The organism is Bacillus sp. 0209A, assembly GCF_036765095.1.
Classification (GTDB): Bacteria; Bacillota; Bacilli; order Bacillales; family Bacillaceae; genus Bacillus; species Bacillus subtilis_G.
This window is the reverse complement of sequence record NZ_JBAIZV010000004.1, coordinates 76,081-91,555: the sequence shown is the minus strand read 5'-3', so window position 1 is coordinate 91,555 and position 15,475 is coordinate 76,081. Positions and strand designations below refer to the sequence as shown.

Genomic DNA, 15,475 nt, shown 5'->3' with positions numbered 1-15,475 from the left:
TTATGCTTGATTCGCTTTATTTTGTTTTCTCCTCTGATGCAAGTACAATGCCGTTCCGAGCGCGCTGATCAGAAATCCGGCCAAGAGGATCGAGTACATGGATGTGGCTGTGTCCGGAAGCAGGCCGCCAGCCGGGCCGTCCGTACCTGATCCGTTTCCTCCTGATCCGTTTGTCGGGTCAGTGCCGGGAGGTGTATCATGTCCTCCGTTTCCGTCAGTCGGCTGTTTTCCGCCTGGTTTGTCAGAACCTCCGCCATTGCTGCCGTTATCACCGCTTGTCGGCTGATCGGACGGGAATGCCGGCGGTTTGTTGTTCGCACCGGAATTTAAGATCGTGTATTCGCTGAAATGGGTTGTATATCCTGTCACGATATCATCGTCGACTGAACCCTTTTCAGTCTTTGTGAAAGTTTTCTTTTTCCGGTCAACGTGGTAAATAGCAGGGTTATGGGCTTCTTCAATATCAAACATGCGAAGCGAAAGCTGAACAGGTTCCTTGAATGATTTTATTTCTTTTCCTTTTTGTTTCACTGTAAAGTCATATACATCTGCAAGTGAAACATTCAATTCTCCCGTTGACTTGATGCCGATTGCAGTGTCTGCGGTTTTGAGGTTCGCCATTGGCAGCTTCATGCTGTACCAATAGTTGAATACCGTCAATGAAGGATCTGACTCTCTTTCTTTCAAAAGTTTGACCTGATCTTCTTTTACTTTAAGATTGATAGGCTTCTCGTGAGATCCTTCTGATGTTTCATAATAGACAAACGGCGTGTTGGCATTTTTGGCATATATCGAAAATTTGTCTTCATCGAGTGTCCAGCTGCCATCCTTCTGCTTTGTCGGCAGGAATACTTCTTTGATTCGTCCTTCGATTTTAGGAGATACCTTGTTTCCTAGTTTTTTCAGCTGTTCAGTGAAAATCTCATAATCTACGTAACCAAGGTCCTCACCATGGGATGCTTTCGTAAAGACAGAGTATCCGTCTCCTCCGGCGCCGACAAAGTTATTCGTTGCCACGCGGTAGGTCTTATCGGAATCGAGATGAACCATGTCTCCGTTAGGTGATTCGAGTTTGACTTCAAGAACTCGGTGTCCGGGTTCCTTGTTTAATGTAAACGTATATTGGATTCCGGCCACCTGAGGGAAGGCGCCGCCTCCGTTTTCCACATTGCTCAATCCTTGTTCAAGGGCTTCTTTAATTTGTTTTCCGGTTAAGTCGGCCACGTAAAGCGTGTTGCCGAACGGCATGACGTTCAGCACCTCGCCGAGTGTGATATCGCCTTTGTCAATGCCGGCTCTGATGCCGCCGCCATTTGTGATCGCTATTCTGGCGCCAGCTGCTTCTTTCGCTTTTGCCAGCATGCCGTCCGCGATGAAGTTTCCGAGGTTCGTTTCCTTCGTGCGCACATGCTCACGCTGGCCGTCAAGCGCTACATCCGTGTAGCCGACTTTTTCCTTTTTGATGTCCTCTAATTCATGTTTGAACTGATCAAGCTCTTTTTTTGCCTCTGCGTTTTCTTCTGTATGTTCATCAATTGGCAGCACGCTCAGATTTGATTTGTCTGTTTGCACAACGCCGTTTTCATCAAACACGACATCGACGCGTCCCAAATATTCGCCGTATTCTTTTGCCTGCGCCACGATCGTCGGCTCTTCATTGTTCACGACTTCCATTTTGTCTACGAGGGTGTGGGTGTGTCCGCCGATGATCAAGTCAATGCCTTTTACTTTTTTGGCCAGCTCAAGATCACGGTTATGCCCGATATGGGTTAAAGCGATAATTTTATTTGCTTTTTCTTCTTCCTGAATCGTTTTGACAGTGTTTTGCGCTGTTTCAAACGCGTCATGAAATACGATGCTTTTGCCCGGGCTTGACGTAGTGGCTGTATCTTCCGTTGTCAGTCCGAATACAGCGACTTTCTCACCGTCAACATCTAACAGAATGTAAGGGTGGATGCCGGGCTCTTTCTTTTCACCTGCCGTAAAGGTTTGCGGCTTTTTGACATAGGAAGTCAGCTTAGGTTCGTTTGACACATCTACGTTTGCGCTGACGAACGGAAATTCAGGCGCTTCAAAGTGATAGCGGTTCGCCGGATCGACTGTTGCGCTGTTTCCGCTGAGAAAATCAGAAAGCACTGTCGGGCCTTTATCAAATTCATGGTTTCCAAAGGTCATGGCGTCATAGCGCATCATATTCATCAATTTCAAATCGGCTAAACCGTTCCACTTTGTGAAATACAGATCGCCGGAAAACACATCTCCCGCATCAAGGAGAATGTTGCGGTCTGTTTCGTTTCGCACTTCGTTGATTTTCGTCATTCGTCTCGCCGCGTCATCGAGGTGGGCATGCGTATCATTGGTGTGCATGACAGTCAGATCCCACAGTCCGTCCTTAGGGGGCTCGGGATTTGAATCATCGTCGAATTGCAGCTTGTATACACCATAGCCTTCATTCGCAGACTCGCCTACATAAGCGACATCGTCTGCTTTATCCGCAAATGGCTTGGCCAAAAGTGAGGACTCAAACGTCAAATTCGTGCCGGAAACAGCCGCGATTGACCAATTGTTGTCCGCTTTTGGATTGACTGTTTTCTGTTCAATAATGTAATCCATCAGCACCTGCCTGTTTTCAACCGCGGAGCCGTGGACGATTTTATCGCTTGTCAGGTGAGGGAAACCGCCGCCTCCGGACGCACGATAATTATTGGTGACGACGAGAAATTCCTGGTTTGTGCTGATGGGCTTGCCTTCATAGGAAAGGTTGATGATCCGGGACGAGCCCGCGTTGATCACTTTTCCGTTCTCATCGTATTTCGTCGGTTTTGTGACATCGACCTGATATGTGACGCCGTCAATCACGTCAAAATTATAGGAGCGAAAATTCTCATTCAGTAAGGCTTGATCGCCGCCTTTTGACGGATCAATTTGATTGAATTGGCCTGCTGACATCTCAAGCCAGTCCTTGACCTCGCTTCCAGTCAGCTTGACGATCTGAACGGTATTATCGTAAAGATACAAGTCACCGACGTTTTTAATGGCGAGATCTCCGGCTGGAATATTCGTATAGTAATTGGCTCCGTTTCTGCCGCCTGCTTTAAACGGCGCCCCAGCGGACAAAATCGGGAGGTCTTTGTACTCGGTATCCTTCATTTCCTTTTCCGCATACCATTTTTGCGCGTCTGTCACGATCTGAATGGAAGGGTCATCTTTGACCTGAGCGAAGAAGCTGTTAATATCGGCTTCTGTGTTGCCGACTGGTTTTCTAACATACTCCAGTGTGTTTTGATGCGTTTGCTTGATGGTGTTTGTGACGGTTTCATTTCCGGATGTGACGGTGCCTGCGATAGATTCAACACTGGCCTTCGAATCTGCTACCTTCCATGAGCCGTCCGTCTTTTTGAGTTTAAGGTCAATCATGCCCAAGTATTTGCCCCAGCTGCTTGGCATGACGACTGGAATGCCGTTGATTGTGCCTTTTTCAACATCGAATTGGGCAGCGCCTGCATACTCGGCGGAAGGGAAAAGTCCATGCTGATGGCCAGAGATGATCGCGTCAATGCCTTTTGTTTTGGTGGCTAGGTCAAATACAGCGTTTTCCGCGCCTGGCGATTGGGCTTGCTTTTCAATGCCGCTGTGGGCGAGGGCGATAATGACATCAGCGCCTTCCGCCTTCATTTTCGGGATCGTTTCATTGGCGGATTCTACGATATCCTGCACCTGCACCTGACCTTCGAGATGCTTTTTGTCCCATGTCATAATTTGCGGCGGAACGAAGCCTATGTAGCCGACCTTTATTTTTTGCTCATGGCCGTTTTCGTCAGTGACGGTTTTATCTGTAATGACATACGGCGTATACCGGTTTTCACCGCTTGTTGTTTTGACATTTGCATTTACAAGCGGGAAATCGGCTCCTCTAATCGTGCCGTCGAGAAAGTCGAGCCCGTAGTTGAATTCATGATTGCCCAGTGTGCCGGCGTCATATTTCAGCGCATTCATGACACTGATAATCGGGTGGGTTTTCGCGCCGGAAATAATGTCGTCTTTTTCATACTTCACCGCGTATTCTCCAAGCGGATTCCCTTGAATCAAGTCCCCGTTATCCACAAGCAGGGTATTGGGGTTTTGTTGGCGGTGCTTTTGGATCAGCTGTGCCGTTCTTGCCAGCCCGAAATCCGTCGTTTCTTTGTCGCTATAGTAATCGTAATCCATCATGTTGGCATGAATATCAGTCGTGGCCAAAATACTCAGATGCACCTGAGGAGCCGCGCTTTCTTCTGCATGAATGGGTGGTGTTGGAAGGATTAGGCTAAGTATCATAATAGGGGGCAAAAGAATACGGAGAATGTTACCGACGTATGTTCGTCTTTTCTGTATTCTCACCAGTTCTCCACCTTTCAACGAAATTTGTGTTACAACTACTATTGTAAGAATATTTTGTAATCATTTGTAGGTATTTCTTTATGATTATTGTAAAAGGGAAAAAAATGAGTATTATGTAATATCGTCAAACGACAAATGCCGGGTATTTATGCTTATTGTTTGTCAGGTCTGCGAAAATGTTTATTTTAGTGTGGCTGGGGAAGAGTGTTTTATGTAGACAGATTAATCGGGAGGTTATGAAAAATGGGGAAAAAAATAGCAGTTGTTTTGACAGATTATTTTGAGGACAGCGAGTACACTGAACCTGCGAAAGCCTTTAAAGAAGCGGGACATGAACTGACTGTCATCGAAAATGAAAAAGGCAAAACAGTAAAAGGCAAGCAGGGGAACGCGGAAGTGACAGTAGACGCGTCCATTGATGATGTAAACCCTTCAGACTTTGATGCGCTTTTAATTCCCGGAGGATTTTCACCAGACCAGCTTCGCGCTGATGACCGTTTCGTCCAATTTACAAAAGCGTTTATGACTGACAAAAAACCGGTATTCGCCATTTGCCACGGTCCGCAGCTCTTAATCAACGCGAAAGCGCTCGATGGCCGAAAAGCGACAGGCTATACGTCCATTCGTGTTGACATGGAAAACGCGGGTGCCGACGTTGTGGACAAGGAAGTGGTTGTTTGCCAAGGGCAATTGGTCACTAGTCGCACACCGGATGATATTCCGGCATTTAATCGTGAATCGTTGGCATTGCTTGAGAAATAAGAAAAACGGACGCCTGGCGGGGCGTCCGTTTTCGGTTGATTACAGTTTGACATCGGCCTGAGCACCCGTCAGTTTCTTGTATCTGTAATACAAGAAGGCGGCTGCAGCTGTTCCGATAACCGCAATACAGAAGTCGAACATAAAGATATGGGCGATGCCTCCCGCTTTTGCGATAAGCCCTGTGGCAATCGGCAGCAAAATCGACGCGAGGCTTGAAGCGGTCGCTACAATTCCGGTAACGGTTCCTTTTCGCTTCCAGAAAAGCTCTGTCATTAATGTAATGGTGATTTGAAACACACCCGCGGTTGAAAAGCCTAAGAAAAAGGCGGTGATGTCCAGCACAACCGGCACATGAACCGTCAGCATGACCGCAAGCGTACATAAAGTAATAACCGGATACAAGAGCGTAATCATGACTGGCTTTACCCATCTGTTCAGCAAAAGGGCTAATAATAAAACGGATGCCAGAGATCCAACACTATAATAGCTCAGCAATTGCACGGAAGCTGATTCAGCTAAACCGGCTGCTTTTTGCGCGTAGCTCGGAAGCCAGATTTGAGAAACCGTAAATAAAGCTGTTGATGTAAAACCGATCATAATCAGGGCGGTGCCTTCTTTCCGAAAAACGGGTTCAGACAAGAAAGCGGGAGCTTCCTGTTGGCCGCTGTTATTTGGTTTCTTCTGTTTCTTAGGAAACGAAAGCGTTGATAAATAAACGATATTCAGTACATAGACGGCAGCCGGGAGATAAAAAGTAAATCCGTAAGACATGCGGTGGTCTGCTAAAAATGTGATCAAAAGCGGCAAAAGTGCGGCCCCCAGAGACATAAAGGCTTTGACCAGAACATTTGCCGAGCCGGGCGCAGCCGGGAAGAGCTCGGTCAGGGCCGGATATGTTCCGGCATCCATCGCTGAATTTGCGACTCCGGCTAATAAGGCGAACACAAACGCCAGTTCATAGCTCGGTGATAAAGGAATACCGACTAAAAAGACGGCCATGATCCCCGCGGAAGCGACAACAAGCGGTTTTCTGCCGATTTTATCTGATAACACGCCGGAAATGCCGTAGGTCAGCAGCTTGCCGAACCCGATAGCGGCAATGACATAACTAATGCCGGTCGGGTCGGTATTCCACTGTTTTGTTAAGGAGGACATATTGGATGCGAGAATAATGTTGACCATTCCCAGAAAGAAGTAGTTGATATACATTCCGGAGGCTGTTTTGATAGATGTCGTTTTCATGGCTTGTACTCCTTCAAATCTTATTCGAACATTTTCATTAATATGGATTTCTTTACCGAGGAAAGCGAACAGCCGGCATGCCGGGTGTGTTCATCATGTGAAGCCTTCTTCACCCGCTTTGATCAGGCCCAAGCCCTTATAACCTGCTTTATAACCGCTCAGTGCTGCAATCATCCGATCAGCTGTGTTCTCCAATGATAAAAAAGACTCGCCGGGTTTCCGGCCAGTCTCAATTATTTACGAAGCGAGGCGAGCTCTTGAGCTATCGCCTGCATTTCACTAGGGCTGAATGATTCTTTTTTCATCACCATGCTGTGAAGGTACGTGAGGTCTTCTATCTTTTCATCACTGAAATCCTCCGCTTTGATCACGCCGACGTTCAGCATGTTCAGTTTTTGGGAAATCTCTTCAATCATTTGAGTCAATGTCTCTGTATTTGGGCTGGACAAATGGTTCCATCCTTTCTTTATGCGATATTCGGTATGTTTTATTCTAACAGAATTCAATCAGAAAAAAACCCTCTTCTAAGAGCAAGCTTTTGATTTCAAAAAAGTGGAGTCATCAGTTGAAAAGAAAATGAACATCCTACTAAGATATTCATGAAGGTTTTTTTTTAGAGAAATATGGGCAAAGAATAGGGAGGTTGCACAACATGATAAGCGTGTTATTTGTTTGTTTAGGAAATATTTGCCGGTCTCCGATGGCAGAAGCGATTTTTCGGGACCTGGCAGCCAAAAAAGGATTAGAGGGGAAAATCAAGACAGACTCAGCAGGTATCGGCGGCTGGCACATCGGCAATCCGCCGCATGAAGGAACACAGGAGATCTTGCAGAGAGAAGGAATCAACTTTGAGGGTATGCTTGCACGTCAAGTCAGCGAACAGGATCTGGCCGATTTTGATTACATCATTGCGATGGACGCAGAAAATATCGGGAGCCTCAGAAGCATGGCGGGTTTTAAGAATACCTCGCATATCAAAAGGCTCTTGGACTATGTTGAAGATTCAGATCTTGCCGATGTTCCTGATCCTTACTACACAGGAAATTTTGAAGAGGTCTGCCAATTAATCAAGTCGGGCTGTGAGCAGCTGCTTGCATCCATTCAAAAAGAAAAACAATTGTGAGTGAAAGGAGAATTTGCATGAACAACGAACGTTTAATGCTGAAAGGTATTTTTCTTGGAGCTGCGGCAGGCGCGGCGTTATCGCTGCTCCATAAGCCGACAAGACAGGCATGCGGCATGAGATGGCTGACATGCAAGCATAAACTTTCACTGTACAAAAGCAATCCGGAGCTGTTGAAAAACACGGTCAGCACAAAGATGGATGAGGCCAAAAAGCTGGCCCAATCCTTGTCAAATGAAGTCGGGTTTGTCAATCAGCAGGTGAAAGAGCTGAAGAAAACAACGCCGCAAGTGATGGAGCTTGTGCAAGAAACGAAAGAGCATTTTTCAAAAAAATGATCAAATATGCGAGGTGAGGCGACATGAATTTTTTGAAAGAGCTTTTCAGCAGATACACCCTTCATGAAGGGCCGAGCAAATCAGCGGAGCTGGCGTATTTTTTTCTTTTGTCATTGTTTCCGTTTTTGATTTTTATGCTGACGCTCACCGCGTATCTTCCGATTTCTACCGATGATGTTCTGGGAGTTGTCAAACAATACGCGCCCGCCAGTGCGATGTCCCTCGTTGAATCCATTACACAACAAACCTTAAACAACCGAAATGGCGGTTTGCTGTCATTCGGGATTATCGCGGCTTTGTGGTCTGCGTCTAATGGAATGAACGCCATCGTCCGATCGCTAAACCACGCGTATGAAGTGGATGAAAACCGCTCTTTTATCATCGTTCGTCTAACCTCAATTTTTTTGACGATTGCCATGGTATTTACGATTTTAGTGGCCTTGCTTCTGCCGGTATTCGGCCGGCAGATCGGGGTGCTCGCTTCAGACTTCGTCGGCGCGTCGGATCTGTTTTTATCCGTTTGGGCAGCAGTGCGCTGGGGTGTCAGTCCGCTTGTGCTGCTGATCGTTTTTTCCGCACTGTATTTCATCGCGCCGAACAAAAAACTGTCCCTCCGGTTTGTCATGCCGGGTGCGGTGTTTGCGGCCTTTGGCTGGATAGTTGTCAGCACCCTGTTTTCATTTTACGTCAGCACGTTTGCGAACTTCAGCGCCACGTATGGGAGTATCGGGGGAATCATCGTCCTGATGATTTGGTTTTACTTGAGCGGCATTTTAATTATCTTAGGGGGAGAAATCAACGCTCTTTTACATAAACGTAAAAAGCTTCCTGATGAAAATCCCTATCTTTAGCGCACCCTATAAATGAACTTCGGTTCAAAAAGATATAGGGGGGCCAACGTGATGAGTAAGCAAAAAGGCGGAAGCCATAATAAACAAAATTCGAAAAGCAAACCGAGCCATAAAACAAGCGGAAGCGCCAACGGGCAAAACGGCTATCATTAGTATAAAAGCCTCCTGACACCATGTCAGGAGGCTTTTTGGTTTAAGAAGATGAAGAATAGGTTTCGGCTGGCGACCAGCTTTTCGGTTTGCCCAGCACAAGAGCAAGCCAGACACCGCTAAGCGTGAGGGTAATAAAATAAAACAAGTTTGCGCTATCAAATGTCTGCATATACCAGCCGCCGGCAATCGGGCCGAGGATGCTGCCGAGGCTGAATGTAATGCCGCAAAGCAGGTTCCCCGCCGGCAGCAGGTGGGGCGGAAGAAGATCCGTCATATAGCTGATGCCAAGTGTAAAGGTTGAGCCGACTGCCATTCCCGCCATAAAAAAGCAGCATCCGATCACGTAAGGTAAAGGGAATACGCCGGCGATCAAAAAGCAAAGCGCCCCTGTCAGCAAAATCACAAGCAGGACATTCCGCCGCCCGTATGTATCGCTGAGGATGCCGAGTGGAAACTGAAAAATAATGCTTCCGATCGCAAATGCGGGCAGGATCAGCGCCACTGCGTCCACAGAGATCCCCAGCCGGAGCGCGTACACCGGAAAGCTTCCGTTTAGCGCCGTCTCGAGAAAGCCATAACCGAATGTGGGCATAAAGGCAACCCATCCAAACAGTATCGCTTGATAAAACCGTCTGAAACTATTGTCTGATTTGGTTTCGTGAGGACTGGTTTGCGGGTATGCGTTTTGTAGAAAGAAAACAAAAAGCCACGCAAACAGGCTGAAGCAGCCGGACACGATAAAAGGCAGCGCCGGGTTCAGCTTGACAAGCGGAACCATGAACGGACCCGCGGCAAAGCCAAGGCCGAAGGAAAGCCCGTAAACAGACAGGTTTCTTCCACGATTTTGTTTTGATGACATGGAAGTCACCCACGTTTGCGTAGAAAAGTGAAGCATGTGGTCGCCGATTCCGATAAACAGGCGAAGCAGGAACCAGATCCAAACCGACTGAAGCCAAATAAATCCAAATAAGCTTAAAATGACAATGCTTCCGCCAATGACGATCAGCGGCTTAAATCCGAGCTTTCTAAGCGGCGCTTCCATAAACGGAGAAGCCAAAAGCACGCCGATGTACAGTCCCGTCGCGTGCAGGCCGTTGATAGCGGCCGATTCACCATTTGTTTCAAAGATGATCGAGATAACAGGCAGCAGCATGCCTTGCGAAAACCCAGAAATGGAAACGAGCAAGACAAGGATAAAGAAATGAAATCGTGACATTTTGTCTGTTCTCCTTATGTGGAATCTATGTTGATCGTACAATGTTTTCCAAAAGCGGGCAACCTGAAAAAAGCCTATATCACATGTGAACATGCGACCTCGTGTAAGCATGATGATTTTTGTGAAGAATAAAAATAAAACAAGTCATATAAAAGGAGCCAATTCACCATGAATCGTATTTTTTTTATTTTAGTGGCGGCGGGTGTTCCGCTTTCTGTGATCGGCAGTTTGATGCATTGGCCTTCTGTCATTCTCTTTGCCTTGTATTGCGTAACGATTATCGCGCTTGCAAGCTATATGGGAAGGGCGACAGAATCATTGTCCATCATCGCAGGCCCGCGGATCGGCGGTTTGTTGAACGCCACCTTTGGGAACGCGGTTGAGTTAATCATCTCTTTATTTGCACTAAAGGAGGGCCTGACCGGAATCGTGCTTGCCTCTTTAACCGGTTCAGTGCTGGGGAATTTGCTGCTGGTGGCGGGGCTATCGTTTTTTGTCGGCGGTTTAAAATATAAGCGGCAGGAGTTTAATATCCATGATGCGCGCCATAACTCCGGTCTTTTGATTTTTGCCATTATTGTCGCTTTTGTGATTCCGGAGGTATTTTCCGTTGGTATGGGTAACGTGGGCAAGCTCAATTTAAGCATAGGCATCAGCATCATTTTGATGCTGTTATATGTGGCGGCTCTTTACTTTAAACTTGTCACACACCGCGGTGTTTATCAGCCGAAGAACAATTCCACCCAGCACGTGGAAGAGGAAGAGCCGGAATGGTCGGGCAAAATTGCCACAATTGTCTTGTTTGCGGCAACGATTGCTGTGGCATACATATCCGAAAACCTGGTGCACACGTTCCACTCGGTAGCTGAGCAGTTCGGCTGGAGCGAGCTGTTTATCGGGGTTATCATCGTGGCAATAGTCGGTAATGCCGCGGAGCACGCATCAGCCATTATCATGGCCTATAAAAATAAAATGGACGTTGCGGTTGAAATTGCGGTTGGTTCGACGCTGCAGATTGCTATGTTTGTTGCGCCGGTTCTTGTGATCTGTTCCATCTTTTTCCCGGTAAGCATGCCGCTTGTGTTTACATTGCCGGAGCTCGTTGCGATGGTATCATCGGTTTTCTTGATGATCGCGATTTCGAATGACGGCGATTCCAACTGGTTTGAAGGAGCGACACTGCTTGCCGCCTATGTCATTATGGCGATCGGCTTTTTCCTTCTTTAACTTGAAAAAATGATGGATAACAACAAAGCGGGTTGAAAAGACTAAGGGAAAATGCCATAGAAAGAGTGATATGATGAAAAAGCTATTTCATTCCACACTTATTGTGCTGTTATTCTTTAGTTTTTTCGGCGTTCAGCCCATCCACGCGAAAAAGCAGTTTAAGGTTCCTGACTCTGTCGCAAGCATCTCGAAGGAAAACACGTATCCGAATGCTTCACAGGATCAGCCGATGCTTCAGCCGAGCAAGCTTGCAAAGGAATTGCTCGATCATTCTGATGTGAAGATTGAAAACCCGCACCTCATCAAAATGCTGAATGAATCCAACATATCCGGCACACCGCTTGCGGTCGGCTACCGGGCGACAATCTTTCTCGGGAAATGGGCGCTCGGCTATGAATCAAACGAAACAGTCGCAAATTGGGAATATAAAAAAATCAATACAAACCGTGCGGATAACCGCGGCGGAAAAGAAACGGCTGAAATGCACTATGCCCAGGAACAGCAATACAAAGTGAAGGGCGGCCTGACAGCTAAGGTTCCAAATGCTGAAGATGTTAAAAGCATGATGATGCTGAAAGCAATGAAGAAAACGAACCTTCCGCTGGCATTTGATACGGTCGTCGGAGCGGGTACAAAGCGGGATCAAATTTATAAAGTCGCTCCTAAGAAACTTGGTTATCTAAACGCATATGCGCCGGCTGTGAATGAAAAAGGAAAAGTGACTTACGGAGAAGTATACTTAGTGCTGAAAGGGAATAAACGAAAACTTGTCGTGAAAAATGTCACATCACAGGGTATCGGTGCTTGGATTCCGGTTCAAGACCATGTCACATTTGGCTTTCAGCTTTCCTCGCAGCCAAGATAAATAAAAAACTGATTCCATTCAGGCGGAATCAGTTTTTTTGTTTATTGTGTTCTCTCGATTCTGACCGCTTCTTCAAGCATTTGCACATTGTTTTGGTACAGCTGGCGAACGAGAATCCTTCTGGCTGCAAGGCTGGCGCTGAAATAATCGTCATCTTTGACCATGCCTTTTACCGTAAATTCGACGCCGCGATTGATATGATTCAATGCGGTGATCCCGTGTATTTGAAAGGGTTCTGCCGGATTGCCGAATTCATTCAGCTTCAATGAATCCCGAAGCTCTTCATTCAGCGTGTCGCATGCCTCTTCTAATACACTGTACACGCGGTCCGGATCTTCCTTAAAGCTGATGACAAAGGATTCGGTAATCCGCATAAAATCAATATTATAGTTCTCTATCTGCCTGACTTCGCCGTTGCTGATGGTGAGCAGCTTCCCGCTCCATTCCCGGATTTGCAGCGAGCGAAGGCCGATTTCCTCAACAGTTCCGTTAAACAAATTGTTAACGGTGACATAATCGCCTTTGTGCAGCTGGCGTTCATAAATCAAAAACACACCTGCCAGCACATCTTTAATCAGTGATTGGGCGCCAAAACCGATGACGATACCGGCTACACCCGCCCCGGCTAAAATTTTGCCGAAATCATGAACAAATAAAGACATAACATAAAAGATAAAAGCGATTGTCGCTGTGTACTGGGTGACAGAACGGATAAGGCTTTCAATTGTTTTTTCTTTTCTTTCTTCAATGAAGTCCGTCCGTTTAAAAAATAGCTGGACCAGCCGGTTGATGATAAAAACACCGATCCACAGAATGACAGCAACGAGAAGAATATCGACGATTTTATTCTGGAAAATCTCTGTAAGTTTTTCTTCCATTCGCATCTAACTCCTGGCTTGACGTTTTGTGAAATCTGCATCCTGATAATAACTGTTTTTGACGAGAACATTCGGCCCGAGGCATCGGACATTCGGGCAGTGGCAATTCAGCTCTTTGGCAAGCTTTGTCTCTCTCCATTTTTCATAGGCGGAAGGGAGGCTGTCCGTCTGGATATTGCCAAGCGGCGGTGTATCGCCGAAATCTGTTACGATAATGTTTCCGTCGAAAATGTTCACATTCAGGCGGGAACGGCCGTCAGGGTCGTTTCTCACCGTGACGTTTTTCGCGGCGCGAAGCCGGTGAAGCAGCTTTTGATCCTCTTCGTTCGAACTGCAGGCATAAAACGGGAGTGTCCCGAACAGCATCCATGTATTTTCATCACGAATGTCCAGCAAACGGTGAATGGACTGTCTCATCTCTTTCAGGCTGAGAGATTCAAGAGCGCTTGCGAAATCGCTCGGGTACATCGGATGGACTTCGTGACGCTGACATTTCATATCTTCTGTGATTTGGCGGTGAATATGCTCAATATGCGGAAGTGTCCGTTTGTTCAGCATCGTTTCCGCAGAAACCATCACCCCGGCATCCACGAGCGTGCGGCTGTTTTCGATCATTTTTTCAAAATAACGCGCGCGCTGTTCGAAAGTCGGTTTTCTGTCCATCATGGCAAAGCCGATCTCTGCAAAATCTTCAACTGTACCCCAGTTATGCGAAATATGCAGGACATCAAGATACGGAATAATCCATTCGTATCGATCAATATCAAGGGTCAGGTTGGAATTGATCTGCGTCCGCACGCCCCGTTCATGGGCGTATTTTAATAACGGAACGACATATTCCTTTACTGATTTTAATGAAAGCATCGGCTCTCCGCCTGTAATGCTGATGGATCTCAGACGCGGGATTTCCTCCAGCCGTTTTAACAGAAGGTCTATTGGCAGAGCATTCGGGTCTTTAGGCTGCAATGTATAGCCTACAGCGCAATGCTCGCATCTCATATTGCACAGTGTCGTTGTTGTGAATTCAACGTTTGTCAGCTGCATGTCTCCATACTGTTCAACATCCATATAGGCTTCCCAAGGATCAAACTCGGGTGTGATGGGATGCAGCTTCGTGTTTTGTGTCATGACTATCTAACTCCTTTATAAATGGGGCATACTAATGCTGCCAACAGTTAATTTTAGACCTGATTTGTCAAGATCGCAAGTAGCGCAGCGATTGAAAAACGGCAAAAAATGAGCTACCATAATAAAAAATGAATGGAGGAACAGAATGGGAAACGCCGTAAATAATAAGGATCAGCAGCTTGATTATTTAAAGAACAGACTCGACATGTTTATGAACGTCGTTGATTCATTAGACCCTGAAGCAACTGACGTTGAAGATATAGACAGACTCATCAGCATGCTTGATGATCTGGAAGCGAAATACGAACGCTTTAAAAAAGACTGGGAATAAAACCGCGCGCACGCTGCGGTTTTTTATTTTGACATAAAGCGTCAGTATAAAACGAAGCGCCTTTCTGTAAAATATAAAAAAATGCAGAAGGAGCGCTGGCCATGAAGTGGATGTGTTCAATATGCTGTGCCGCCGTCTTGCTTGCCGGGGGAGCAGTACAGGCGAGAGCAGTGCCGAATGACCCGATTAACTGGGGCTTTAAACGAAGTGTCAATCATCAGCCGCCTGATGCCGGGGAGCAGCTGAACCGTTTAATTGAAAAATATGACGCGTTTTATTTAGGCAATACAAAGGAAAAAACGATTTACTTAACGTTTGATAACGGCTATGAAAATGGCTATACGCCAAAAGTGCTTGATGTCTTAAAAAAACACCGCGTAACAGGAACCTTTTTTGTCACCGGGCATTTCGTGAAGGACCAGCCTGAGCTGATTAAGCGCATGTCAGATGAAGGGCATATTATCGGCAACCATTCGTTTCACCATCCGGATCTGACGAAAAAAACAGCGGACCAGATTCAGGACGAACTCGATTCAGTCAACGAAGAGGTCTATAAAATTACGGGAAAGCAGGACAACCTGTATTTGCGCCCGCCGCGCGGCGTGTTCAGTGAATACGTGCTGAAAGAAACGAAACGCCTAGGCTATCAAACCATTTTCTGGTCGGTCGCTTTTGTTGATTGGAAAATCAAAAACCAAAAGGGGAAGAAATATGCCTACGATCATATGATCAAGCAGGCGCACCCAGGAGCCATTTACCTGCTTCACACCGTATCGAAGGACAATGCCGAAGCACTGGATGATGCGATCACAGACCTGAAAAAACAAGGCTACACATTTAAAAGCATTGATGATTTGATGTTTGAGAAAGAAATGAAACTGCCGTCCTTGTAACGAGAAAGCCTCTCCATGAACGGAGAGGCTCAGCGTGTCGACAAACCCTCGCATTCGTTGTCAGTCCTGCGCGTTGATGCTCACGTGT

Annotated in this window: 14 protein-coding genes; 8 read left to right on the top strand and 6 right to left on the bottom strand. The window is 46.5% G+C overall.

All coding sequences use genetic code 11. The features are described from left to right. A complete protein-coding gene (locus tag V6D44_RS15715; RefSeq protein WP_333516707.1) occupies nt 1–4,380 on the bottom strand; it encodes a multifunctional 2',3'-cyclic-nucleotide 2'-phosphodiesterase/3'-nucleotidase/5'-nucleotidase in 4,380 nt (1,459 codons plus the stop codon). Between the two features lie 243 nt (nt 4,381–4,623). Here V6D44_RS15715 and yfkM point away from each other — a divergent pair, with 243 nt between their 5' ends. Further along, nucleotides 4,624–5,142, top strand: a complete 519-nt coding sequence (gene yfkM / locus V6D44_RS15710; RefSeq protein ID WP_087992552.1) for a general stress protein 18 — start codon at nt 4,624–4,626, stop codon at nt 5,140–5,142. A 39-nt stretch (nt 5,143–5,181) separates the two neighbouring features. On the opposite strand, the gene V6D44_RS15705 is transcribed toward yfkM, so the two are convergent. Both V6D44_RS15705 and V6D44_RS15700 read right to left on the bottom strand, forming a co-directional pair. Then, nucleotides 5,182–6,384 carry an MFS transporter gene (locus V6D44_RS15705; RefSeq protein ID WP_148963610.1) on the bottom strand — a complete coding sequence of 401 codons (1,203 nt, stop codon included), beginning with the start codon at nt 6,382–6,384 and terminating at the stop codon, nt 5,182–5,184. Nucleotides 6,385–6,617: 233 nt separating this feature from the next. Next, nucleotides 6,618–6,833 carry a DUF1128 domain-containing protein gene (locus V6D44_RS15700; protein WP_010330293.1) on the bottom strand — a complete coding sequence of 72 codons (216 nt, stop codon included), beginning with the start codon at nt 6,831–6,833 and terminating at the stop codon, nt 6,618–6,620. Nucleotides 6,834–7,036: 203 nt separating this feature from the next. Here V6D44_RS15700 and yfkJ point away from each other — a divergent pair, with 203 nt between their 5' ends. From yfkJ to V6D44_RS15685, 3 genes are read left to right on the top strand one after another with little or no spacing between them, the layout of a single operon-like run. Beyond that, a complete protein-coding gene (gene yfkJ / locus V6D44_RS15695; RefSeq protein WP_087992554.1) occupies nt 7,037–7,507 on the top strand; it encodes a protein-tyrosine-phosphatase in 471 nt (156 codons plus the stop codon). Nucleotides 7,508–7,524: 17 nt separating this feature from the next. Further along, nucleotides 7,525–7,845, top strand: coding sequence for a hypothetical protein (locus tag V6D44_RS15690; RefSeq protein ID WP_202328287.1), 321 nt, complete (start codon nt 7,525–7,527; stop codon nt 7,843–7,845). Nucleotides 7,846–7,868: 23 nt separating this feature from the next. After that, nucleotides 7,869–8,696 (top strand): YihY family inner membrane protein, encoded by an 828-nt coding sequence (locus V6D44_RS15685; protein WP_087992556.1) that lies wholly within the window; start codon nt 7,869–7,871, stop codon nt 8,694–8,696. Between the two features lie 193 nt (nt 8,697–8,889). Here the strand turns inward: V6D44_RS15685 and V6D44_RS15680 are convergent, their stop codons facing one another. Beyond that, entirely contained in the window at nt 8,890–10,065 is a 1,176-nt protein-coding gene (locus V6D44_RS15680) for an MFS transporter (RefSeq protein ID WP_087992557.1), read from the bottom strand. A gap of 168 nt (nt 10,066–10,233) precedes the next feature. On the opposite strand from V6D44_RS15680, the gene cax reads away from it, so the two are divergent. Further along, nucleotides 10,234–11,292, top strand: coding sequence for a calcium/proton exchanger (gene cax, locus V6D44_RS15675; protein WP_253268941.1), 1,059 nt, complete (start codon nt 10,234–10,236; stop codon nt 11,290–11,292). Nucleotides 11,293–11,362: 70 nt separating this feature from the next. Continuing rightward, a complete protein-coding gene (locus tag V6D44_RS15670) occupies nt 11,363–12,157 on the top strand; it encodes a YfkD famly protein (protein ID WP_202328286.1) in 795 nt (264 codons plus the stop codon). A 41-nt stretch (nt 12,158–12,198) separates the two neighbouring features. On the opposite strand, the gene mscC is transcribed toward V6D44_RS15670, so the two are convergent. Then, a complete protein-coding gene (gene mscC / locus V6D44_RS15665; RefSeq protein WP_087992560.1) occupies nt 12,199–13,041 on the bottom strand; it encodes a mechanosensitive ion channel protein MscC in 843 nt (280 codons plus the stop codon). Further along, nucleotides 13,042–14,163 (bottom strand): radical SAM/CxCxxxxC motif protein YfkAB, encoded by a 1,122-nt coding sequence (yfkAB, locus tag V6D44_RS15660; RefSeq protein WP_087992561.1) that lies wholly within the window; start codon nt 14,161–14,163, stop codon nt 13,042–13,044. Between the two features lie 145 nt (nt 14,164–14,308). Here yfkAB and V6D44_RS15655 point away from each other — a divergent pair, with 145 nt between their 5' ends. After that, nucleotides 14,309–14,494: an SE1561 family protein gene (locus V6D44_RS15655; protein ID WP_087992562.1), complete on the top strand. Its 186-nt coding sequence runs from the start codon at nt 14,309–14,311 to the stop codon at nt 14,492–14,494. A gap of 101 nt (nt 14,495–14,595) precedes the next feature. Further along, the gene (pdaA, locus tag V6D44_RS15650; protein ID WP_253268942.1) at nt 14,596–15,387 is read left to right on the top strand and encodes a delta-lactam-biosynthetic de-N-acetylase; all 792 of its coding nucleotides are present in this window, start codon (nt 14,596–14,598) and stop codon (nt 15,385–15,387) included. Nucleotides 15,388–15,475 lie beyond the last annotated feature (88 nt).